This window comes from Rhodococcus sp. P4_E4 (assembly GCF_056401575.1).
The window spans coordinates 1-21601 of record NZ_JBFUJB010000037.1; the positions used below are offsets into that span (position 1 = coordinate 1).

Below are 21601 nucleotides of genomic sequence, written 5' to 3' on the forward strand. Positions count from 1 at the left end.
CGATCTCGGCCACAGTGCCCGCGATCGCATCGGGAGTCGAAGGCTGCGGGGTCAGGATCTTGATGCGGTCACCGATCATTTCCCCGGTGCTCAGGTCGATCGTGCCGCCCTTGACGCCGCTGCCGCCGACGTCGATTCCGAAACCTGTGGTTGTCATCGTCCTGCGCTCCTGGTGAATTCGAGAGGCGAGTCCTGCCGCTGCAACGACTGCTCCATGACAATGCGTCATGCTGGTGGACGTCATCGACTTAGGATTATGCAGTCGCGAGTGCGTACATTCCATCCGAAGCTGCGGGTGGAACTCGCCCGAGCGCACTGGCCCGACACCGAGCAACCCGTCGTCTTCGGCGGCTATCGGGGTCCGGTTCGCTCGACTCCAGACATTCAATCGATACGGTGGGAATGAAAGTAAGTGCAGTTCAAGCAGTTTGAATTGCAGCGTCGGAGATCTCGCGGTGAGACTCTGGTGGACGTCATCCCAGTAGGCTAGATCCGGGCCAGCGATCGTACAGTTTCCTGACTCCGCATGGCACCGTCGTCATCGGCGTCGGCCCGTCCGACAGGTACTTCCAAACAAGCATCCCAGACCACTCGTGCACCGACATAACCTAATGCGGTCTCCAATGTGTTCATGGCGCCTTGCCCGCGGCCCTGCGCGGCGACGTTGATCCACGCCACGGGTTTGTCGCTCATTTCGGTTCCACCGACTGTCCAGTCGCGCAGGTTCTTAAAGCCGCCTGGCAAAGTCCCTGCGTACTCCGGTGTGCAGAACAAGACGACGTCGGCGTCCCGAATGTGCTGTCGCAGAGCGCGAACTTCGCCGGGGAGTGGGTCATGATCGTCGTCGGGGTTGAAGGCAGGTAGACGTGATATACCGCCGTAAGTGGTTGTGGACGAAACAGGTGGGGCTGACGCGGCGACGGACGCGAGAGCTGCGGCGCTAGTAGAGGTCGCTCGGGTGCTTCCCGAGACAAGCAGAATGTTCACGAGTCCATGTTTTCACGAGAGCTGGACGACGGTCGCTCTCCTTAGCGTGACCGTAAAGTCTCTGGACCAGCCAAGTGCAGCGCGGCCGAGTTCGGTTTCGGTGACCTGGTACCGGAGCTGGCGCGACCACTCGGTGCGGCCGGACCCGATGGGCACCAAGGAAGATTCGGGTCGGTGATCGGCCAGATCACCGGGCAAGGCGTAGAAGCTGTCGGTCAGCGCGGCCGGGTAGATGATCGGCGACGCACCCGGTGCCGGGGCGAAGGCAACGACCGCAGCGGTGTCAGCCGCACAAGCGGCCAGAAGAGCAGCGATAGCTCGGACGTGTGGTCGCGGGGTGATGGGGCGCACTCCTCAGTTTTCGTCGAAGTCCAAGCGCAGTGCGCCGCTCACGAACGCACGAGCGCCACTGGCCGGGTGAGTCATCGAGCGGCTCGACGACCCGCGATCCAGTTATGCTGCCGCGATCGAAGCGCCGACGGACACCAGTGCCATCGACTCGGTGGAAGCCGCGACGGGAAGGAATTGGCCGACTGAGCTTCGGACGTGGGTTCGGTTTGCAGAACGGAAACCCCGACGGTGGGCATTCGGCCTTGATATTTCCGGAGCTTCAACCGTTCCCACTGGACCGCGTCCTTTCGGCGTGGGAATCGATGACAGGCCAGTGGGCAGAGACGACTATAGCTGTCGGCGGCACTTCGGCGAGACAATCGGACTATCTGAGCGGTAAGGCGGTACCGAGGGTTTCGGTACCGCCTTACCGCGGTGTTGCTGGCCCCTATCGAGTCAGACTTCGTTTACGATCCGGTGGGTGGCGTGTGCGCGGGGCTGCCAGGGCTTACCAGTGTTTGCGGGGCGAGAGAATTTCCGGGCGCGAATTTTCCGCAATTACTTGGTGCTGGCGTGCCGTTGAACCGATCGATGAGCCACTGCAGGGCTCCGGGCAACCAGAGTGCGCCTCCGATTCCGTGTTCGATGGTCTCGTATTGGTCGTACTGGATGGCGAGGCCGGCTGCGCAGTAGCGGGTGGCGAGGGCAGCGACATCCTCGGCGACCATGACTCCGTCCCCGGGGCCCGTGCCTGGGCCGCCGGGCAGAGTTCCGTTGAGGATGCCGTTGGCGGAATTGGCTATGAACATCGGAATGGTGGGTATAGGGGCGGTGCCCATGTTGATCTTGTTGACAACGTCGACGAACTCGGGAACCGAATTGGGATCCGCATATTCAGGTTTGACCATCTGCTGCCAGGTCAGGCCCGGGTACTGTGCGATGGTGTTGGCGATCGATGCGTCCTGCATTCGCGCCACGATCTCGCGGCCGTAGTCGTTGAGATAGGGATCGAAGTCGATATCGTAGGCGCGAGCTATTCCCACGATCGCCATGCCGACAACGCCGCCCCAGCCGAGGCTTCCGTTTGCGTAGCGAAGGTTGTTGGCAGGATTGACGAGGACTCCTCCTTGCGCGGCACCGACCAGGTTGTCGTTGACCTCGGGGGCGTAGTCAGGGGCGAGAATCGATGCCCAGTTGGTGGCGATCGCGCCGCCGGAGTACCCCATCAAAGCGATCTCCGCGTCGGAATCAACCCCTGTTTCTGATACCTCCCGCACAGCGCGCAGGGAATCGAGGGTCAGCATGCCGTACTCGGGTCCGGCAGCGAAGTCCGCAGTCGGACCTTCGGTATCGGGGATGACCACGGTGTACCCGGCGGCGAGCATCGGACCGAACATAGCAATCTCACCGGACGCCAACGCGCCGCCGAGGTTGAAGTTGCGCCCGCTCGGGGTCCACTGCCCGATCGGGGTGTTACCGGCAATGGCGCGTGAGGGGCTGTCGTCCGGGTTGAGTGAGTCGTAGAACGATTGGTAAGAGAGAACTTTTCCGGGTTGCGCATTCGCGGGCCGCAGAACAGAGGTCACATTCGCGATCGGTCGGTCGAGGGCGTCGGTGGAACGGTAGAGAACTTGCACTGCTTGCAGCGGTGTCGGCACGTTGACCAGGTGATAGGGCACTGTGCGAGTTTTGAGGACAGCACCGGGGGCGTACGAGGACAACGGCGCGGAGCTGTCGTAATCGTAGAAGGTGTCGAACACCCGGGGTTCGGCCGCGGCTGCCGGTGCGGTGACCCCTACTAACGCGGTGGCAGCCAGGAAGGCCACCGCTGCGCGTGAAAGAGCTGTCATAGCTAAGTGCTCCGATTCTTCATCTGGAAGCAGACGCGGCAGCCCGAACACGGGCAGATTTAGACACTGGCGTCTACGTGAACAGAAGCAACATACCCAACTGTGATCCAGATAACAACAGTGTCGTTTTTGTCGCTTTCAGTCCCGGTTCGGCGAATGCGCCGAGGCGGCATCACCTTTCGTCGCCGAGTCGCGATCGCTTGCCTTCGCGCGCGTGATGGGTGCACCACGGGTGTGGTTGGAGGTGTGGGGTGGAGGAATCGGGCGGCGATGTCCGGGATCTGCTGCCTTCAACTTGGTCGCCAGATCGACGAGCAAGTTCAAGGACTCGGCAGAAAGTCCGTTCGAGGCCTGCAGCAGTGCGCGTACTTGCGAATCAAACAGCAGTGCAATGATGTTCGTGTCTGCATCGACTGCGTCCATGCGGTCCCCGTTCCACGGAACTGTAAAGAAATACCCGCTCGAGACCCTGAAATAGCTCGCGAGCGCAGTCACCACCTCCCTCGAGGGTGCTTCCCGTGCGCCGGTCCTCAACTGCGACAGATAGGGAACCGATATACGGCAACCCGAAGCTGCCAAACCGCTCGCGACTGTCTTGTTTGTCAACCGCCGCCCCGTGGCGGCGAACAACTCGTTGAGTCGCACCTGGAAAACGCTTTCCTCTGTCACTCGTCCCACCACCGCAATCCATCCTCTCGCCGATCTTGGAAGGGCACGATATTGCGAGCTCGCCGAACAAGGGGCCCGCCGAGCGCGAACCAGAACACCAGCTTGTTGGGTTCGCCCCGGCGACGAACGAAACCGACATCCCATTCCCGCGGACAGGCCCTGCCGCAATTCGTTGTGACGAGAGGTACCGCGAGCCCTGATGAGGGGCGGTGCCATCAATTGTTGTGTCTCGCGGAGTATTTCGAGAAAACCCTTTGACGCTGTCCATCCGAGATTTCGGGTTGCGACGGAGCCGAATGCAGTCGGCGCGACCAGGCGGTGCACGCGACCAGGGCCAGTCCGTACCCTTCTCGCATGTTCATCTGAGACACTGTCGACTAACTTCAGAAGAAAGTAGCGCACCAGTAACCGAGCGCGCAAGCGTTACTGCGACTTCGGTTGTCATCCGCGAAACACTGCGGGATGGCACATCGAACTGCTCGACCGCACCGCGGTGCTGACGTGGGCGCGTTGAAGTGCCCCTCACGATGAAGTGGGCGCGTCGGGGCAGAGCCGTGGGTTGGGGGGGTGGTCAGCGAGGTGAGGGCGCGATCAGTCGGCGGTCTTTTCGGCGCCGAGAAGACCGCTCAGAATCGTTGACATGACCTCGATGAGTCCGTCGACAGGTTGGCGGGTCGGCGCCGTGCTCCATTGATGCACGAGCGCGGTCAGCGCGCCGACGAAAGCCGTCGCCGCCATTTCGTATCCTCCCGGGGGAACGAAGTCTTCGCCCGCGGCGCCTTGGACTGCAGCTTTGAAGAAGACGGCCCATTCCGTGCGCCGCTCCACGCGATGCGCTTCTACTCGTGCACTGACCCCGATGATGTCGACATGCGAGATCTGGGCTCGCCGGGGATCGCCGCCGATCGACTCGACGTACGCGCGCATCGCAATCTCGGCGAGTTCGCCGAGCGAGGGGGGTGTTCGGTGGGCGATCGCACCTGTTATTGCGTCCCGCGCGTCGTTTTGGATCTGGTCGTAGAGTGCGATCAGCAAATCTTCACGACTGTCGAACTCATCGTAGAACTGCCGCCGAGCCAGGCCAGCATCCGCGCAAATATCAGCGACCGAACTCGATGCGTAACCCTTCGCCGAAAACACTTCCAGCGCAGCCCAGATGAACTGTGACCGTCGCTCTGCTCGCCGATCCGCCAGCGATCGACCGCGGTAGTTTCGGGTTGGCGTACTCACTTCCTGCACGTGCTCATGGTAGCCCGATTGTTCGACGAAGTTAGGCCGAGTGGAAGGCATCATTTGCGAGCCAGGCCGTACCAAGCAGATTTGATGATTGAGAGGGTGTTTGAGAACTCGCAATTGCGCGCGGGTGCCTCGCTGAGCACCGCAGAAGTGGGCTTCTGGTTGGGTCGGTGATTACCAAGTACTCGCCCACACTAGGAGCCCACAGTGCCGACATCGCGATGCCCATCGTGCCCGCCCCACGCGGCGGGCGGACATGGCTGCGCGGTGTACTCGTCGTCGGTCACCGACGCAGAATGGGTGACTCTCGAACCGCTGTTATCTGCGCCGGGCAGCACGGCAGGCCGCGGGGGACGACCCGAGAAGTATTGCCGCCGTGTAATAGTGGATGCCATCTTGTACATCGTGCGCGGCGGTATCGCGTGGCGGCAACTGCCCGTGGAGTTCCCGCCAACCGGGACGGTGTACGCGATCTTCGCCCGCTGGGCCCACAGCGGCGCGTGGCTGCGCATCGTCGACGTGCTGCGCGACCGCCTGCGGGTGCGTGACGGGCGGGACCGGTGCCCGAGCGCGGCGATCATCGACTCGCAGACGGTGCCGGCCGCCGATACCGTGCCCCGATCGAGCCGCGGCTGGGATGGCGGCAAGAGAACGAACGGCGTCAGCGGCACATCGCCGTGGATGTGAACGGACTGTTGCTCGCCGTTGTCGTCGCAGCTGCCTCGATCCAGGACCGCGACGCCGCGCACCGACTCCTGGCCGCACTGCGTGGCAGGTTCTCCACCATCCGGCTGGTCTGGGCCGATGGTGGATATCCCGGACGGTTGCCAGTCTGGGCGAAAGATGTTCTCGCCCTGCCTAACAGATCATCAAACGTATCCCCGGTGCCACCGGTTTCCATGTCTGTCCCCGTGTTCGGGTGGTCGAGCGAAGTTTCGCGTGGATCAACAGGCATCGCCGCTGCGTGCGCGACTACGAAACCAGACCCGACCACCACGAAGCGATGTTTCACATCGCGATGATCGCGACCATGACCAGGCGACTCGCTCGAACCTGACGGTTTTCAAACACACTCTGAGGTGAAGTTGCCGCACTGCTCTTGGGTGAGGTCTGCCAGCGCCAGGAAACGATCATCGCCTTGCGGGCACCAACAATTTTACTGTAGATGCAATTATTGACGATCCAGTATGGAGTTCTGGCGTAGATCTTTTATGTATCTGATGCCGATTCTCGCACGCCGAAAACGCGGAAAGTTGTGTCAATCGCCTACGTGCTTCCTTTGTGGACTTGGCTGAGAAGACCTTGCGTCGATATGTTGACGGTGCCGTGTAGGCGTGGTTTGCTTTCGGTGTTCCAAGATCATTGCCGTAGCGCTCCTGCCCGTCCGGGGTGTAGGCACTTGTCACCGACAGGGCGACCGTGAGGCCGTCATGTCAGTTTCCCTCGACAACCGTCGTTCGTCGGTTGCGTTATGGATCGTCTTCTTTGTCAACGGTGCAGTGTTGGCCAGTTGGGCACCGCGCATCCCTCAAGTGAAATCCGAGCTTGGGCTCAGTGACGGTGCCATGGGGTGGGCACTTCTCGGGGTGGCTGCAGGTTCGGTGCCCGCGTTGTTGGGCACGGCGCGCCTTCTTCGCAGAGTCGAGGCCCGAACGATCTGCGTGACCAGCGCGATGGCGTTCGCGGCCGCGCTGCCGCTGGTGGCGTGGGCTCCGAACGGATGGGCGCTGGCCGGTGTGTTGGCGGTACTCGGAGCGGCGAGCGGATGCTTGGATGTTGCGATGAATACGGCAGCGATAGAGTTTCAAACCGTTGCCGGCACTTCGATTCTCTCTCGTTTGCACGGGGGTTACAGTTTGGGTGTTCTCGCTGGCGCTGGTTCCGGTGCGGTGGCCTCGCGATTCGAGTTCACGGTGCTCGAACACTTTCTAGCGGTGAGTGTTTCACTCCTGGTTCTTGTCTCGGTTGTTTCGCGATGGCTGCCTGCTGGTTCGGTGGGGGGCAGAGGTGCGTCGACCGCATCATCAGCTCGTCGTGTTGGTCGCACGGGCCCGATCTTCGCGATTCCAGCCACGATCGGTGCGTTGGCGATCGCGGCCTTGTTGGTCGAAGGAATGGTCACCGATTGGTCAGCTCTTCTGATCTCGCGTGATTTCAGCGCAGGAGCGACCTTGGGGGCGGTGACCGTCGTGGTGTTCAGCACGGCGATGTTCGTTTCGCGTACGTTCGGCGACCTCGTCGTGGCCAAACTCGGAGCGGCCACCACAGTGACCGCGGCCGCCGCCGCGGTGACTATCACTGTCATCGCCGGAGTCGGTGTACAGCAATATGTTTGGGGTTCGATCGTTGCGATCGGATGCGTGGGCCTTGCTCTAGGACCACTGTTCCCTTTGGCGATAGTCGAAGCCGGTCGACGCTCGAGTGGTGGTGTGGCTCTGGCGACGGCCCGGGTAAGTGCTGTCGGGTACGGCGCTTATCTGGGGGGTCCGCCGATCGTGGGTTTCCTCGCCGACCACGTAGGTCTGCGGACGGCATTCGTCGCCATCGCGCTGGCGTGTTGCGCTGTGCTTTTTCTTGTTTCGCCTTCCCTGCGCCGCGTCGATAGTGCACGCGGATCTCAGCTCGTCGAAAGGTGACCCAATGGCACATGTCGTCGAAGTCGACGTATCACGATACGACCCTGCGGCTCTTCAGGATGATCTGCCCGCCGGCAAATGGGACCACCTTCGGGTGAGAGCCCGAGAGACGTTGGGAGACAGGACGTTATGGTACGTCAACTCCACAGCAGCCGGGTGTGGGGTCGCGGAAATGCTTCATCCTATGATCGGTCTCGCCCGCAGCGTCGGGCTTTCGGCTCGGTGGTTGGTCATCGACGCTCCCTCGTCGTTCTTCGACATCACCAAACGTGTGGACAACGCGGTGTCCGGAATAGCCGGTGACGGCGGGCAACTCGGAGCAGAAGAAGAGAGGGTGTACACGGACGTATCCCGTGCGCTCAGCCCAGAGCTGGCGCGTTATTTTCCCCGGTGACTGCGTGATGCTTCACGATCCGCAGACTGCCGGGTTGTGTGAAGGGCTGCGCGAGTTGGGGCGACCGTGGTGTGGCGCGCGCACAACGGATCCGACGAACGCAACGCATACACCGAGCGTGCGTGGGGATTCCTTACTCCGCATCTGCGCGCTGCGGATGGTCTCGTTGCGACGATGGACACGTTCCGCCCGCCCGCCCCTGAGGGGACTCCGTATACGAGTATCGCTCCGTTCATCGACCCCACCGCGAACAAGAGCATCGCCCTCGCGGCACCGGACATTCGATCGTGACTGCAGCGTTGGGGAATCGTAGCCGCCGCGCCGCCCCTGTGGCCAACCCCCGGGGGTACGAGTTGTTCCGTGAGGGCGCGGCACCGACCGCGGAGGTTCCGATGGTCGTGCAGGTCAGCCGGTGGGACCGTGCCAAAGACATGGCCGGAGTCATCGATTCCTTCGCATCGAGTATCGCTCCGTACACACAAGCGCACCTGACGTTGGCAGGTCCGGAGATGACAGGTGTCGCCGACGACCCCGAGGCAGCTGACTATCTGGCACAGTGCGTTCGCAGGTGGCGGTAGTTGCCTCACGACACGCGACAGCGTGTGCACCTGGTATGTCTTCCGATGACGGACATGGCAGAAAATGCTCTGACCGTCAACGCATTACAGCGGCACGCAACGGTCGTGACGCAGAAGAGCAGGTCCGAAGGTTTCGGTTTGACCGTGGCCGAGGCCATGTGGAATAGAACGCCGGTGGTGGCAACCGCTGTCGGCGGAATTCAACTCCAGATTCCTTCCCCGGCGCACGGTGTCACTGCGCCTGTCGCCCCTGAGGGTGATCAGTTCGGCGCGGCCGTACGAATGTTGCTCGAAGACCGTGACAAAACGTCGACTTCTGGGCGAGCCGGGACGAGAACACATTCGCACGCATTTTCTGCCCGACACCCAACTCGTGGCCGAGATCAGATTTTTCGAAAGTCGTCCGAGATGGCGATGGTCAAAACGCACACCGAAACCGGAGGAACGATTTGAGCGCGTCTATGGTTCTGAGGGCCTGAAAAATAGAGGTGACTTGGTGTGTCGTTATGCGGCGAGACCGGCGTTCTCCACTGGGTCGTGACGACTAACTTGAATGTTTGATCCACCGGACCGCGCCGAGCACGCGAAGGGTGGACGGATCGAGAGCCGCACTCCAGTGATTGTCGGGGTGCCCTCAACGTGCAGTCAGGGTTCCCTGCAGACGCCACAGGGATAGGCGTCGTTGTCGAAACCAATGGAGTGGGGCCTGGCACCCGCGTTTAGGTTGCGGACACCGCGATCGAGACGGTAAAAATATTCTGGGGCAACATATTCAATGGCTCCATTGATAAGTGGATGCACGTTCAGCGTGCGTTGCCGAGGCTGGCGTCTTCCTTGCTGCCGCTGATCAGGAGGGTGACTTCCTCTACCCGTTGGAATCGGCCATCGGGTGCATGTTCGCCGAAGAGGTACACCTCGGTCACGACGCGTGCGCCGTCGGTCTTCTCGATGGTCACGGTGTGTCGATCGGCGTAAGTATCGCCCGAGACAAGTTCTTCGTGCACGGTGATCGATCCGCCTCTGACGACGGTCCGCAGGTGAATGATGTGTTCAATGAACGCATCTCGTTCATCCCACTGTCCGTTCGTGCGCTGTCGGTAGTCGTCGCTGAAGTGCTTGCTCACTGCGTCCTGGACCGAGATCCCCGTGGAAAAGATCAAATCGTCGAGTGCGGATTTGATATCTGCTGTCATTGTTCAACTCTCCTTCGCTACCGTCATATGCGTGCGTGACGCACGCATATGACGGTAACAGGAATGCGTGCTCTCCGCACGGGTAAGGTGTCGGAAATGAAGTCCGAGACTGTCGACGACCAGGTGGGGGCATCGATCGCCGAGGCGTTGGCCACTCTGCTGCGCCGCGGGCATCGGGAGAACCTCTATGCCCGCTTGACCAGCGGCCTGGGTACCGCGGTCGATGCGTCGACGTACCCGATACTGAGTGGACTTGCGCGGGTCGGAGCGTGCAGTGCAGCGGAATTGGGCCTCGAGATCGGACTCGATCGGTCTGGGGTGAGTCGCCGCGCGACACGACTCGAGGTTGCCGGACTGCTCTTCCGTAGTCCGGACCCCTCAGACGGCCGCGCTGTGCAACTCGAACTCACACCGCACGGTCATGAAGTGGTGTCAACATTACGGACGCGGCTCGCATCTGCGATCGACACCCTGTTCGAAGACTGGACACCCCGCGAAGCACATTTTTTCGCAACAGGTTTCGTGCGCTTCGTGGATTCCACACTCTTCACCAACTGAATACTTCCGGAACTCTATCCAGAAATCGTTCGGCCGCAGTGAATCCCGGATGTGTCCAGTCGGTAGATGAGTGGTGATGGAGACTCGCCGTGAGACCACTCTGGTGTCTGTTGCACTTGTCGACGAGTTGCTATCGGCGTGTGCATCGCAGGGACTGCTTGCCCGGCAGTGTGTTCCGCTGTTCTTGCATGGTTCTCACGTCTGTGCCCTTTCGTCGTCAGTGATGGATCGTCGACTCGCGGCTGATCGCACGAAGGAGCCCTTCGAGGTCGCGCTCTCCCTCAGGCGTCTGGGCGCCACGATGAAGGCTTCCGCCGATGAGTTGCTTTGCCGCCCGCTGGTCGATCAGTGCCCCCCATTCCTCCTCTTCCCTCTGGTAGCCCTCGAGAGGCGAAATGGGAGCGAAGATCCGTTTTACCGCCGCGACGACCCCGTCCGGAAGATCGGCGACGTTGCGGGCAAACCGGTCCACAAATGAGTCAAGCTCATCGGCCGGAACAGCTCGGTTGATCCATCCGTAGGATGCGGCGATGTCCGCATCCACGGCGTCACCGGCGAGAACCAGCTCCAGTGCCCGGTTGCGGCCGACTCGTTCGGCAAGGTATTGCGTGCCGCCACCGCTGGGGACGATTCCCATGAGTGACTCAATCTGACCCAATCGTGCGGTGCCTTTAGCAGCGAACGTCATATCGGCTGCTGCGACGAACTCGGCTCCGCCACCCCGGGCGATGCCAGCGAGCTTGACGATCGTGACCTGCGGTTGTCGACGGAGCTGTTCGCCGACGGACTGGAAGACATTGACGCCCTCGGGTGCCTGCGTGGCGAGCTCGCCGAGAAGCCTCATCTGGTCGCCGAGGTTCATGTCGACATGGGCGATGAAGTAATCCGAATTCGCGCTGTCGAAGACAATCACCGTGATCGTGTCGTCGTCTCGCAGGGCGTTCAGCAGCTGTCGAAGCTCTCGCATGACGTAGGCGCTGAGTGCGTTCACCGGCGGGTTGTCGAAAGTGACGTAGAGGATGTGCCCATCCCGCCGCGTACGCAGCGTCTCGTAGCGGGCGTGGACATCTTGGGGTGTAGGCGTATTGGGGGACATGACTTCTCCCTGGTATTAGATATGCACTCCGGTTTACAATGCATACCTACTCTGCGATCTCTCATCACGATCGTCAATAACGCACTTTAGGCATCCCAGGGATGCTGGAGGATACTGCTATGGAACCATTCAGCACGATCGTGGACACCACGACTGAGGTTTTCAGCGCGGATTGCGCGAGCCGGCCAATTCTCGACCAGATTGCCAACAAGTGGTCGATGATGTGCATGGCAGTGCTCGACGAGCCACGACGTTTCAACGAGATCAAACGACGCCTCCAAGGGGTAACGCAGCGAGTCCTGACTCAGACGCTGCGGAAGCTGGAACGCGACGGCATGGTCGAAAGACGGGTTCTCCCCACCTCTCCAGTCGGAGTAGAATATTCAGTCACTCCACTCGGAGAATCTCTGCGGGAACCGTTCGGTCGTCTCTATGACTGGACCGTCACCAATGCCGAATCCATTCGCCGCAATCAGCTCGCATACGATGCACGTTCAACTGACTCTGCCTGACATCGATGGACGGCGCGACTGAACCCCCTTTCCTCAACCGCGACGTGTGGACGCGTCACCGGTCAGCAACCATTCGACTGCAGCGGCGTCTCTGAGGATCGGGATGACCCATGAGGAAATGCCGCTCCGATGCGCGGCTCCGCCCTCATGCAGCAAGTGTTGTCGCTGTTCGGAGGATTGCTCACTAGTGGTATGCACTACCGAGCTCTTTATCAGCCGTTTCTTGAGCGCGGTGAAATTGCCTGCGGGAGAGGGCCGCCGAGGGTGCGGTCTCCTCGTCTAGATGTGTTTTCCTGGTGTGGTTCGGGTTTTGCGAGCGGGCCTGCACGGCGCACTCGGCGACCAACATCACTCACGAATCACCCACGAGAGAGGACATCGGCACGGCTCTCGCCGCGATCATTGCGATAGCAGCACTCTTGATCTCGGGATTCGGCTCCATCATCGCCCGCCTCGCAGGCGTGAATGCAGTCTTCGAAGGACTGCGCAGGATCGGCCTCCCGTTTCTATGATGCAGTGATCATGGCCGTCCTGGCCCCTAGCGGACCATCGCCATCACGTCTTGGACCAGCCGTTGTGTGTCTTCTTGCTCAACTGCGAGCGCGAAGACGACGCGGTAGTACAGCGGAGCGACGACGTGATCGAGAATCTGCTGGACCGTAGGCGTGGTTTCGCCCCGCTCGGTGGCGCGACGCACCATCACCGCTGCCTGATCGCGACGCGTGTCCGTGATGTCACAATGCGAGACGGTCTCCAACCGTGCCGCGACCACCGCCCGTAGATATCGGGACCTCTCGGGGCGAATGATGTCCCGTGCGATGACGGACGCCCACTCCGTCAGATCTGCCTCGAGCGATCCGGTATCAGGTACCAAGTCGCCTTCCCGTGTCAGCGCGGCGACGGCGACTTCCTCGAGGAGTGCGTTGACGTCGTCCCACCGTCGATACAGCGTTGTCGGGTTGACCCCGGCCCGCTCTGCGATGACGGGAAAGGTGATCCTATCGGCGCCTTCCCCCATGAGTTGTCCGACGGCTGTGTAGATGGCGTTCTGCACTCGGCTGCTGCGTCCGCCTGGGCGACGGGCGATATCTGGATTACTCATATCGGCATTGTCGCAAAGCTCTTTGCTTTTAGAAAGAGACGCGCTACAGTGATTAAAGCCAAGATAATGGCTTTAGGGGAGGTTTAGTGTTCAACCGTTCAGTGTCATTCGCCGTCGCCGGCACGGCCGGCGCCGCGAACCTGTCAGCCGCGTCGGCGCCCTCTCCGCTGTATCCCGTCTACCAAGGGGTGTGGGGGTTTTCCTCGTTCGCGCTGACGGTCATCTTCGCCGTCTATGTCATCTCGATGCTCGTCGCGCTGCTGACCGTGGGCTCGCTTTCTGACCGGGTAGGGCGTCGGCCTGTCGCTCTCGGGGCCCTCGTGCTCTTGGCGATAGGGATGTTGCTGTTCGCGATCGCCGGGGGCATTAGTGGCCTCATGACGGCACGCATCGTGCAAGGGTTCGCCGTCGGCGCTGCTACGGGCACCATCACAGCCATGATCATGGATGCAGCGCCGAACCCGAACTGCGGGTCAATCATCAGTAGCGCCGTCCCACCGCTTGGCATCGCGATCGGCGCGGTCCTCGCCGGCGCGCTCGTGGAGTTCGCGCCCTTTCCTCGTCAGTTGGTCTTCTGGATCCTCGCCGCCGCCTACCTCGCCCTCGCCGTGCTCGTATGGTTTATCCCTGAGCGCTCCCACACCGAGGCATCTCCGCGGGAATCGGTGTGGAGGTCGCTCCTGCCAAGCGCCGGGCTACCCCGGGCCACGCGGCCAATTTTCTTCGCACTTGTCCCGGCTATCGGCGCAACCTGGGCACTCGCCGGGCTGTACTTGTCGCTCGGATCGTCCGTGATAGGCACCGTCCTCGACGTCCACAATCACTTCATCGTCGGGATCGTCCTCGGCCTTTTCTTCACCGCAGGCATCATCGGCACCGTCGTCTCGGCCGAACTGGCGCCCCAACTGCGGGAGTGGGCCGGATACCGGACCCTCGGCCTGGGCGTCTTGGTCACGATCGGGGCGACACTGCTCGGGTCATTGCCCCCCTACGTTGTCGGATCGGTCATCGCCGGCTTTGGCTTCGGTGCTGTGTTCCGGTACGTCGTCAACGCGCTGGGCGACGCGGCCCCTGCGAATCAGCGGGGGCAAGTGTTCGCGACGATGTACATCGTCAGCTACATCGCCTTCAGCATCCCCGCCCTGTTCGCGGGCCTCGCCGTCGAGTGGATCGGCCTCCAACCGACCGCCGTCGCCTACGGTGTCCTGGAAATCCTGCTGATCCTGACCGCGACTGTCACCGGGGTCACCCGGGCTCGCCGGCAGAACGCCGAACGCACACCCCGGCTGCGCGCCGCAACGAACTGAATCACAGCTCGCCGTACCCCTCTGCCCCTTTTCTCACCCACCCGTCCTACATCTGTATTGGAGTATCACCATGAGAGCATCACGTCACCAACTGGGCCCTGCGACGGGACTCGCGCCCAGTCGTTGTTGCTTTGGCTTCTGGGTCTGTGGGACTCCCGGAACGGAGGTGGCCTGAGCTATGACCGCCTCCACCCTGACGTCCAAGACATTCAACACGCCGTGCCACACGACGCATTACCTCGAGAGCGGGCCAGGCAACGGGCCGCTGATGATTTTCCTCCACGGCTGGCCAAGCATCGGCCTCATGTGGCGCGCGCAGATCGACGCATTCGCCGCCGACGGATGGCATTGCGTCGCTCCCGATCTGCGCGGTTTCGGAGGCTCATCCGTTCCCGACGAGACGAGCGAATACACCACCCGAAAAGTCGTTCAGGACATGACTGAGTTCCACGACCATCTCGGTGGTGGACCAGCGATCTGGATCGGCCACGACTGGGGCAGCGTCATCGCCAGCTCCCTGGCCGCCCATCACCCGGAACGCAGCCGCGGCCTGGTGCTGACGTCGTTGGCGTACTTCCCGGACATGAACGCGTTGCCGACCCTGGTCCCGCTGGTGGATCGAGAAATCTACCCGGTCGACGAATATCCGGACGGGCAATGGGACTACTACCGCTACTACGAAACCCACTTCGAGGCCGCCGTCGCCGACCTTGACGCGGACCTGGCAGCGACTCTGGCTTCGGTCTATAAGCAGGGTGACCCCGACGCTGTGGGGAAGGTGTCTTCGACAGCGCTCGTCACCCGCAACGGAGGACGATTCGGCTCCACTCATCGTGCCCCGGTGGAACCCGCCGATCCGAATCTGTGGCCGCCGGCGGACTTCGACACCCTGGTGGAGGCCTTCACGGCACACGGTTTCCGGGGGCCCTCCGCCTGGTACGTCAATGACGATGCCAACATCGCCTACGCGCGCACGGCCCCCGATGCTGGGTGTCTGTCTCTGCCGGTCTTGTTCGTCAACGGCGACTGGGACGTCATCTGCAGCATCACCGGCAACCGGCTAGGAGATCCCATGCGGGTTGCCTGCAAAGACCTCACCGTGACGAATCTTCTCGCGGGGCACTGGCTGCCCGTAGAAAGAAAAGCCGAACACGTCGACGTCATTCGTGCGTGGCTTCGCGACAAAAACCTGTGTTAGCCGCTCGACGTGACCGAGAAGTGGCTGACGGAATCAGCCGACGACCGGCACTGCGCTCAAATCGCTCGGGGACGCGTTCGTCAGTCTGCTGACGCATATCGCTGTAGCTCAGGTGGCGCAGATGATCACGCTGACGAATGTCCTCGCAGTAGTTCCCGACATCGGCAGCTACCGACATTGGCGGGCACCGACCCTGCAATCCGCTGAAACCTCTCGGAGCCGGCGAATTCGTCGTGCTTGGATTGCTGCTGTCACCGATCAGGAGTAACAACGCGTCCGAGGAAGGTTCGTGATGGACAATCTGGTGGTTGTACTGCCAGGGAAGACCTTGTCGTTTGAGATCCGCGACGTGAGTGCGAGCGGGTCACCTCAAGATCCACGACGATCGCCGCGACGGGTGTTGCTGGTCATCCATGTTTCGTGGTCAGCGTCGGCAAGATTCGGAATGCCACGCACCGCGAAGATCTTTTCCACCAATTCTACTGCCAGAAAACCGGATTCGTGCGTATGAACGCGGGCTCCGACCATGTATCGGGAGTAGATGTCAAATATCACGTACCCATCGAAATGCCGACCCATACGACGGGCCGGTGAGCTTGGTGATCTCCCGCGATTGCCTGGCCGCCGTCTCGATCAGTTCGGGACAATGTTGCAGGGAGCCGCATTTCACATGACGAGCATTTCCATGACTGCGGACGCCAGGCTCGCGGCCGCGAGCATGCCGGTGCAGATGTCACTTGGGGTCGAGGTTTGCCCAGCAGCCGTGATTAGATGCGACGAGAAGGGGAGGCGATGCTGTCGATCTAGGCAAAATTCACCTTCACTGAGAAACTCCCACTCGTGTTTATGCTGCACGCCCGCCGTGAGGTCAACGAGGCGGAGTTGCAGCAACTAGATCCAAAAGCGGCGGTCGCGTGCGAGAAGTTCACGAGCCGGTCGAGCCGGTGCTCCGTTCGAATCACACGTGTCACGCTGACATGCCTTTTCTCCTCGCGCGCCAGTGACTCAGCTGAACCGTGGTCTTCGCGCCTGTACATGCTTCGGCGTCCGACCTGCCCCGGAGTGCGAGCAAGATCATGACTGCGGGGATGAGGGCGTCGTAGACGAGCACACCACCGGTATTGCCAGGAGCCCAGTTCCCGTGGGCGAACGACTGATACAGATGACCGATTGTGGCTCCCCAGAGGAACATGCCGGCCATCAAACCGATGGTGAGACGTTCTCGGGTGCCTGCGTGCACGGCTCGGAAGCCGCCGACGGCAAGGCCAAGATTCGCGAATGCAATTTCGGTGACGAACGGTGTTTGCGGAAATCCGATCGCGGTCGTCATCACGTCCGGGATCAGAAGGAATGAAATCGTCATCCAAGCGCTGCCACATCCCAGAGCGGCAGCCGCCCACCATCTTTGCCAGACCTCGAGTCGTGACAGGTGGGCTGTTCTCGCGGAGTGAATACTTGCACCGACCACCGCAATCACCAACCAGAGGAGTGGCACCGAAGTCTGAACAGTGAACATCAAATGAGACATAAAGAAGAGTCTTGCATACGCAATATTGCGGACGCAAGATTGCGTATGCAAGATTAAGCTACAGTTTTGTCATGGATGACGGGCTCACTGACTTGCTCCACCGAGTCGTTGCGATCTTCGGAGAGCTCGCGCGCGGCCGACTCGCGGCTGACGCGGCCGAGCTGACGTACACGCAAATGCGAATCATTGGGGCATTGGAAGAAGGGCCCGCGGCTACGCAACACCAGCTCGCTGACACCCTCGGGCTATCGGAGGCGGCGACCTCCCGCGCCTTGCAAATCTTGCAGAACGCCGGATTCGTCGACATCATCACTGATCCATCGCACGGTCGGCGCCGACTGGTGTCCGCAACCCCGGCTGGTCTGAAGCTTTTCCACGCGACGGGTGCGGCGATGGCAACCGAATTGCGGGACTGGTTGACCCAAAACGACTTCCCTTACGAACGCTATCTCAACGACTCACGCCGCCTCGCTGAGCTCTTGGTTCCGCTGACCCGGAAGACTCTTGTGTGGAACCTCGCGCAGGAGGGGTAAGGCCAGATGGCAGGGCGGCGACAACGAAGCCGCACCACCTGTCATCGATTTCGTGAGTTAGCGCTCGACTCTTCTTCTTCGGCTACGTCGATGGGGGTGGGTTTTCGTGCACTTCAGGTTTGGTGTGTCAACGTGGTTGAGCAACAGCAACGGGATCGTCGGGGATGCCCGGCTGCACGGCAATCGATCTGACGTAGCCGTCCGGCACGTCCACCGCGACGGGTTCGTGGTCCTGGGTGTGCAGGGACCACCTCGTGCCGGATGGGCATGCCAGGAAGTGCTCGCCGATCACGGCACCGTGAGGTACCGGCCAGTCCATGATTTTGCGAGGTTCTTCGCCGATCACGCACCGGTACAGCCCGTCGTGGCCGCCCACCCAACATCCTGTGGAGGTGGCCCACACGTGCCTCGAGTGTCCGATGGGTCCGGGCAGAACGTGTTCGCAGGCAACATGTTCGGGGTCGATGCTCACCACGATCGGCAATTGCTGGTCCGCGACCCACAACGTCTGGCCCGACCCCGACACGTCACCGGGACGATCGAGGGGCGGGCCGGTATGAGTGGTACGTCGTCGAGATCGAGATCGACGACGACCCCCACTGCACGGTCCACCTCGAACAGGTCATTGCGCATGAACATGTCGTTGTCGAAGAAGCAAATATCGACCAATGTGAGAGTGATCGACATCGCTCGCGCGCTGACCGGTCACCCACGCGTATGGGTTACGGTCCTCTCCGCGCGACAGCGTTGCACGACAGCGCTTTCGGAGACGGCTGACCGCTGATCCGAGAGAGTAGGGCGATGGCCGTGCGTCGGCTGTACAGTCGATGCCGATGACTTCTCCGGGGCTCACTGCAAGTGGTGTTTGTGCGGCGGAGACGACTGAGTGGCGATTCTCGTGTGCTTCTTCGTACTCGACGATCTCACGTATGTTCGCGGTTTCGGTCAGTTTTTTGATTGCGGAGAGGGCGTGAGCGACATCTTTCTATGAGACGGTGGCCGACCCGACGTCGTTTTCATGACATACGACCCCGATCACGTGGGCGGGACATACGAGCGCGGAGCTGGCGAACACGTCGACGGCTACGACATCGGCACCGCGCGAGCACAGAACTACCGAGCCGAGAAGTCAACGGCACCAAAACCTAGGGGTACCAGCCAATGAACGACGGCTTCAGCACTCTGGCCAATGACACGAGCACCGCGGTAAACAAGCATCTGTCGGAATGGACCGCATCGGACTGGATCGGCGAAATCGCCGTCCTCGCCGTCGGAGGGGTCGTCGGAGCTGTCGCGATCTTCGCGTTTCGCCTCATGCTGTGGGAGCGGAGCGACGTAGAGGCCGCCCCGCGACCGTGGTTCGCTGGAGCGATCACCATGTGGTTGTTGTCGACCTGGCTGCTGATCAACACCATCGGAGACCTTGCTCGTCACAGCCCGAGTCGAATCTTCGCTGCATGGTTCACTTTTGTCGCGCCGGTCCTGATCATCGCCCTCTTCGTCTTCGCATCCAGACGTGTCGACCACCTCAGAGACCAGGTCGACTACGCCCCGACCCGATTCATGCTCGTCTGGGCGGTCCCTTCCGTGGTGGTGTTCCTCATCGGTGTGGTCACGTCCTTCAACGAGATCACGGACCGAGGCGAATGGAAAAACCTTCTACTGCAGATGACTTGGCTCGGCGGACTTTTCATCCTCGCGGTGGCTGCCCTACTGAAGGTCCGTGAAGTCAGAGCCTTGCGGTAGCCCACTCGGCCCCGTTGATTCGGAGAGGTGTCGAGAATTGCGGACGATGGTTCGGCTTGACCCAAGCTGAGTCCAGAACCGATGTTGTTCTTTAGGGCCACCGCTACCCTTCAGGGTGCGGATCGGTACTCATTCGGTATAGATCGTTAACATCTACGCCGTCTTCATCCTTCAAATTTTGTAGCGGAATCTCTTCCGTAGTTGGCCATAGTTGAATCAAGCACGCCACATCGCGTGAGAACTCGCTACGGCCGCGAACACTCACACGGATTCCATACAAGCCTGCTGCGAAAGATGCTACGGAGTCGAACGCTACTGGCGTGAGTTCGATTTGCGAATTATCCGACATCGAAACCGTCGCAAATTCGGAAGTGTGAGACAGAACGATCGACGCTTCCTCTACCGCTTCCCATTGAGACAGTTCGACAGGGGGGGATCGCATTCAGAACCTCTACACTGATTTCGGTAGGGCCATAAGTCCGTCCCGTCGAAATAATCGCCAGCCCATCCCCGAGGTGCATCACCTTTCCCAAGGAGGTGACTTGGCCAGCATCAGGATCCTTGTGCAGCCTGATCATCGGATAAATGAGATCCAAACTCACCCACGTTGCAGTCATTTGCCGATCCTAACGGCATGTAAACCCCTGTATCGCAATGAAGTCAGGTGTTGCGACGATCCTTAGAACCCAAGGTCCGGTGGGGGGGCCTTTTCGGGTTCTGTGGCGGGTTGGCTGGGCTATTGGTGGTGAATGAGATAGGGAAGGGGCTAGAGGCTCATTCGCCGCAATGAACAGCAGGTAGTTGTTGAGTGTGCGTCAGGAGGCTGCGGTCTTTCGTGTCGGGCAATATGGGGGTATGCCCATCGTGTCTTCTTGGTCGGTCAAAGATTCTTGTCGAGTTGCCGTCGTTGGGTTGCTTCCTCTTCTGTGGTGGAGTCTGACTTTGTTGGCCGGTGCACTTGGCGTTGGGTACGAAGTCGCTGGCGATGTCATCGTGACGTGGAACCTGTTGGGTGCCGTCGGATTGATACTCGTTATCCCCGGCGGGATCATCACTCTCATCGGCAGCGGAAAACTGAAATCTTCCAGCACATTCCGGCGGGGGCGGGCCCTCGCCGCTGTGGGCCTGGCGCTCGTGATGTCCTTTTGTCTGTTGGCTATCAGTGTTTCGATTCAGGAGTACCTGGCACCGCTTGCTCGACGTGATCCGAACAGTTGGAGTCCGGTGTTGAGCAGCAGGGAGCAACTGCTCGTTGTAGTGCCGTACACGCTCATGCTGGCCGCGATGGTGAGTGTCTTTGTCAGGTGCCGCCGAGGTTCCTCTCGTGTACCTATGTGACTTCTCATGACGAGCGTGAGGCCGTCGCTCTCGATCTTCTCGCGAAGCCGGGCACTGTTGCCGAAGAGTTGGAGATCGGCCCGTTCGAGGTCCGTCGCACCCGTGTCGTACCTCCTGATGAGGTCTATTTCATCGACAACGGCAGCATGTTCACCACGACGAGGGGGTGGGTGTATTCGCCCACCGGGACGCCTTCGGGGTTCAGCGATTTCTCTGCCACGCATCTCGGCGGGCCGTGGTACGAGTTCACGGCGGTTTGGCGTGACTAACTGCCCGGCAGTGCGGACTGGCGCCGCACCATACCCGGCGTTACCACGTCCGCTGAGAGGGATAGGGCAACTGGCCATCCCGGCACCGCGCAGCCTCGGTGCCGCAGCAGTCGTCGACCGATTCCTTCACGGTGCGATCGAGGGTCTCGGTGACGTCGATGTAGAAGCCGGCACTGCCGGTCACTTCGCCGTGCTCGCCCTCGATGCTGTCGCCGACGACGATCACCGACCTGGTGACACCGCGGGTGTCGATGATGCGGTGCCTACTACTGAACGGCCCGCCTGAGGTGTGGATCGCGTCTAATGTCTGCGAGACGTAGTGGCGGTCGTCTGGGTGTTTGTGTGAGAGCAGTAGTTCGGTGGTGGGGATGACCTCCACGGGGCGGTAGCCGTGCATTGTGGCGACGTTGTCGGACCATTCCCATTCGTCTTCGGTGCGTGAGTACCGGAATCCTCCGACTCGGTGTGGGGCACCTGATTCCGATGCTCGTTTCATTCGGCCGTTCGTCATGTCCAGGCCCTCTCGTCCTTTGCGCCCGCG

The 21601-nt window shown here is 61.0% G+C and carries 26 protein-coding genes and 1 pseudogene; 15 read left to right on the forward strand and 12 right to left on the reverse strand.

The features are described 5' to 3' along the window. The 6 genes and pseudogenes from AC1DVN_RS29810 to AC1DVN_RS29835 form a co-directional block, all read right to left on the reverse strand. A pseudogene (locus AC1DVN_RS29810) lies at positions 1–157 on the reverse strand (polyphosphate--glucose phosphotransferase); the annotation flags it as partial. Positions 158–486: 329 nt separating this feature from the next. After that, positions 487–987: an NADPH-dependent FMN reductase gene (locus AC1DVN_RS29815; RefSeq protein WP_477994707.1), complete on the reverse strand. Its 501-nt coding sequence runs from the start codon at positions 985–987 to the stop codon at positions 487–489. A gap of 12 nt (positions 988–999) precedes the next feature. Further along, positions 1000–1338 carry a hypothetical protein gene (locus AC1DVN_RS29820; protein WP_477848021.1) on the reverse strand — a complete coding sequence of 113 codons (339 nt, stop codon included), beginning with the start codon at positions 1336–1338 and terminating at the stop codon, positions 1000–1002. A gap of 446 nt (positions 1339–1784) precedes the next feature. Next, positions 1785–3167: a lipase family protein gene (locus tag AC1DVN_RS29825; RefSeq protein ID WP_477848019.1), complete on the reverse strand. Its 1383-nt coding sequence runs from the start codon at positions 3165–3167 to the stop codon at positions 1785–1787. A gap of 138 nt (positions 3168–3305) precedes the next feature. Beyond that, positions 3306–3590, reverse strand: a complete 285-nt coding sequence (locus AC1DVN_RS29830; RefSeq protein ID WP_477848017.1) for a hypothetical protein — start codon at positions 3588–3590, stop codon at positions 3306–3308. A gap of 837 nt (positions 3591–4427) precedes the next feature. Continuing rightward, complete coding sequence (locus AC1DVN_RS29835; protein WP_477848015.1) at positions 4428–5075, reverse strand: TetR/AcrR family transcriptional regulator; 648 nt, start codon at positions 5073–5075, stop codon at positions 4428–4430. 297 nt (positions 5076–5372) lie between these two features. Between AC1DVN_RS29835 and AC1DVN_RS29840 the strand changes: the two genes are divergently transcribed. From AC1DVN_RS29840 to AC1DVN_RS29870, 7 genes are all read left to right on the forward strand, one after another. Further along, on the forward strand, positions 5373–5759 hold the full coding sequence (locus AC1DVN_RS29840) for a transposase (RefSeq protein ID WP_477994709.1): 387 nt from the start codon (positions 5373–5375) through the stop codon (positions 5757–5759). Next, a complete protein-coding gene (locus AC1DVN_RS29845; protein WP_477994711.1) occupies positions 5756–6094 on the forward strand; it encodes a transposase in 339 nt (112 codons plus the stop codon). Before AC1DVN_RS29840 ends, AC1DVN_RS29845 begins: the two co-directional genes overlap by 4 nt. Positions 6095–6502: 408 nt before the next feature. Continuing rightward, the gene (locus AC1DVN_RS29850) at positions 6503–7708 is read left to right on the forward strand and encodes an MFS transporter (protein ID WP_477848009.1); all 1206 of its coding nucleotides are present in this window, start codon (positions 6503–6505) and stop codon (positions 7706–7708) included. A 4-nt stretch (positions 7709–7712) separates the two neighbouring features. Beyond that, positions 7713–8102 carry a hypothetical protein gene (locus tag AC1DVN_RS29855; protein WP_477848007.1) on the forward strand — a complete coding sequence of 130 codons (390 nt, stop codon included), beginning with the start codon at positions 7713–7715 and terminating at the stop codon, positions 8100–8102. A 66-nt stretch (positions 8103–8168) separates the two neighbouring features. Beyond that, positions 8169–8393 (forward strand): hypothetical protein, encoded by a 225-nt coding sequence (locus tag AC1DVN_RS29860; RefSeq protein WP_477848005.1) that lies wholly within the window; start codon positions 8169–8171, stop codon positions 8391–8393. Next, positions 8390–8680, forward strand: coding sequence for a hypothetical protein (locus tag AC1DVN_RS29865; RefSeq protein WP_477848003.1), 291 nt, complete (start codon positions 8390–8392; stop codon positions 8678–8680). Before AC1DVN_RS29860 ends, AC1DVN_RS29865 begins: the two co-directional genes overlap by 4 nt. Positions 8681–8734: 54 nt before the next feature. Beyond that, positions 8735–9133 (forward strand): glycosyltransferase, encoded by a 399-nt coding sequence (locus AC1DVN_RS29870; RefSeq protein ID WP_477848001.1) that lies wholly within the window; start codon positions 8735–8737, stop codon positions 9131–9133. Between the two features lie 350 nt (positions 9134–9483). Here AC1DVN_RS29870 and AC1DVN_RS29875 read toward each other — a convergent pair whose 3' ends face one another. Further along, complete coding sequence (locus AC1DVN_RS29875; protein ID WP_477847999.1) at positions 9484–9873, reverse strand: nuclear transport factor 2 family protein; 390 nt, start codon at positions 9871–9873, stop codon at positions 9484–9486. A 96-nt stretch (positions 9874–9969) separates the two neighbouring features. On the opposite strand from AC1DVN_RS29875, the gene AC1DVN_RS29880 reads away from it, so the two are divergent. Then, positions 9970–10431, forward strand: coding sequence for a MarR family winged helix-turn-helix transcriptional regulator (locus AC1DVN_RS29880; RefSeq protein WP_477847997.1), 462 nt, complete (start codon positions 9970–9972; stop codon positions 10429–10431). A 217-nt stretch (positions 10432–10648) separates the two neighbouring features. Here AC1DVN_RS29880 and AC1DVN_RS29885 read toward each other — a convergent pair whose 3' ends face one another. Then, complete coding sequence (locus AC1DVN_RS29885; protein ID WP_477847995.1) at positions 10649–11527, reverse strand: enoyl-CoA hydratase/isomerase family protein; 879 nt, start codon at positions 11525–11527, stop codon at positions 10649–10651. 119 nt (positions 11528–11646) lie between these two features. Between AC1DVN_RS29885 and AC1DVN_RS29890 the strand changes: the two genes are divergently transcribed. After that, complete coding sequence (locus AC1DVN_RS29890) at positions 11647–12039, forward strand: winged helix-turn-helix transcriptional regulator (protein ID WP_477847993.1); 393 nt, start codon at positions 11647–11649, stop codon at positions 12037–12039. A 538-nt stretch (positions 12040–12577) separates the two neighbouring features. On the opposite strand, the gene AC1DVN_RS29895 is transcribed toward AC1DVN_RS29890, so the two are convergent. Next, positions 12578–13141 carry a TetR/AcrR family transcriptional regulator gene (locus tag AC1DVN_RS29895; RefSeq protein WP_477847989.1) on the reverse strand — a complete coding sequence of 188 codons (564 nt, stop codon included), beginning with the start codon at positions 13139–13141 and terminating at the stop codon, positions 12578–12580. Between the two features lie 86 nt (positions 13142–13227). Between AC1DVN_RS29895 and AC1DVN_RS29900 the strand changes: the two genes are divergently transcribed. Both AC1DVN_RS29900 and AC1DVN_RS29905 read left to right on the forward strand, forming a co-directional pair. Continuing rightward, positions 13228–14448 (forward strand): MFS transporter, encoded by a 1221-nt coding sequence (locus tag AC1DVN_RS29900; protein ID WP_477847987.1) that lies wholly within the window; start codon positions 13228–13230, stop codon positions 14446–14448. Between the two features lie 178 nt (positions 14449–14626). Beyond that, entirely contained in the window at positions 14627–15646 is a 1020-nt protein-coding gene (locus tag AC1DVN_RS29905) for an alpha/beta fold hydrolase (RefSeq protein ID WP_477994712.1), read from the forward strand. 967 nt (positions 15647–16613) lie between these two features. On the opposite strand, the gene AC1DVN_RS29910 is transcribed toward AC1DVN_RS29905, so the two are convergent. Then, positions 16614–17174 (reverse strand): DUF6790 family protein, encoded by a 561-nt coding sequence (locus AC1DVN_RS29910; protein ID WP_477847983.1) that lies wholly within the window; start codon positions 17172–17174, stop codon positions 16614–16616. A gap of 71 nt (positions 17175–17245) precedes the next feature. Here AC1DVN_RS29910 and AC1DVN_RS29915 point away from each other — a divergent pair, with 71 nt between their 5' ends. Further along, a complete protein-coding gene (locus AC1DVN_RS29915; RefSeq protein WP_477847981.1) occupies positions 17246–17707 on the forward strand; it encodes a MarR family winged helix-turn-helix transcriptional regulator in 462 nt (153 codons plus the stop codon). A 127-nt stretch (positions 17708–17834) separates the two neighbouring features. On the opposite strand, the gene AC1DVN_RS29920 is transcribed toward AC1DVN_RS29915, so the two are convergent. Continuing rightward, on the reverse strand, positions 17835–18233 hold the full coding sequence (locus AC1DVN_RS29920) for a hypothetical protein (protein WP_477847979.1): 399 nt from the start codon (positions 18231–18233) through the stop codon (positions 17835–17837). A 635-nt stretch (positions 18234–18868) separates the two neighbouring features. Here AC1DVN_RS29920 and AC1DVN_RS29925 point away from each other — a divergent pair. From AC1DVN_RS29925 to AC1DVN_RS29935, 3 genes are all read left to right on the forward strand, one after another. After that, a complete protein-coding gene (locus tag AC1DVN_RS29925; protein WP_477847977.1) occupies positions 18869–19453 on the forward strand; it encodes a hypothetical protein in 585 nt (194 codons plus the stop codon). A 993-nt stretch (positions 19454–20446) separates the two neighbouring features. Further along, entirely contained in the window at positions 20447–20791 is a 345-nt protein-coding gene (locus tag AC1DVN_RS29930) for a hypothetical protein (RefSeq protein ID WP_477994714.1), read from the forward strand. Beyond that, positions 20788–21060, forward strand: coding sequence for a hypothetical protein (locus tag AC1DVN_RS29935; RefSeq protein ID WP_477994716.1), 273 nt, complete (start codon positions 20788–20790; stop codon positions 21058–21060). The genes AC1DVN_RS29930 and AC1DVN_RS29935 overlap by 4 nt, the downstream gene beginning before the upstream one ends. Before the next feature lie 40 nt (positions 21061–21100). Here AC1DVN_RS29935 and AC1DVN_RS29940 read toward each other — a convergent pair whose 3' ends face one another. After that, a complete protein-coding gene (locus AC1DVN_RS29940; RefSeq protein WP_477994717.1) occupies positions 21101–21556 on the reverse strand; it encodes a PAS domain-containing protein in 456 nt (151 codons plus the stop codon). Between the last annotated feature and the right edge of the window lie 45 nt (positions 21557–21601).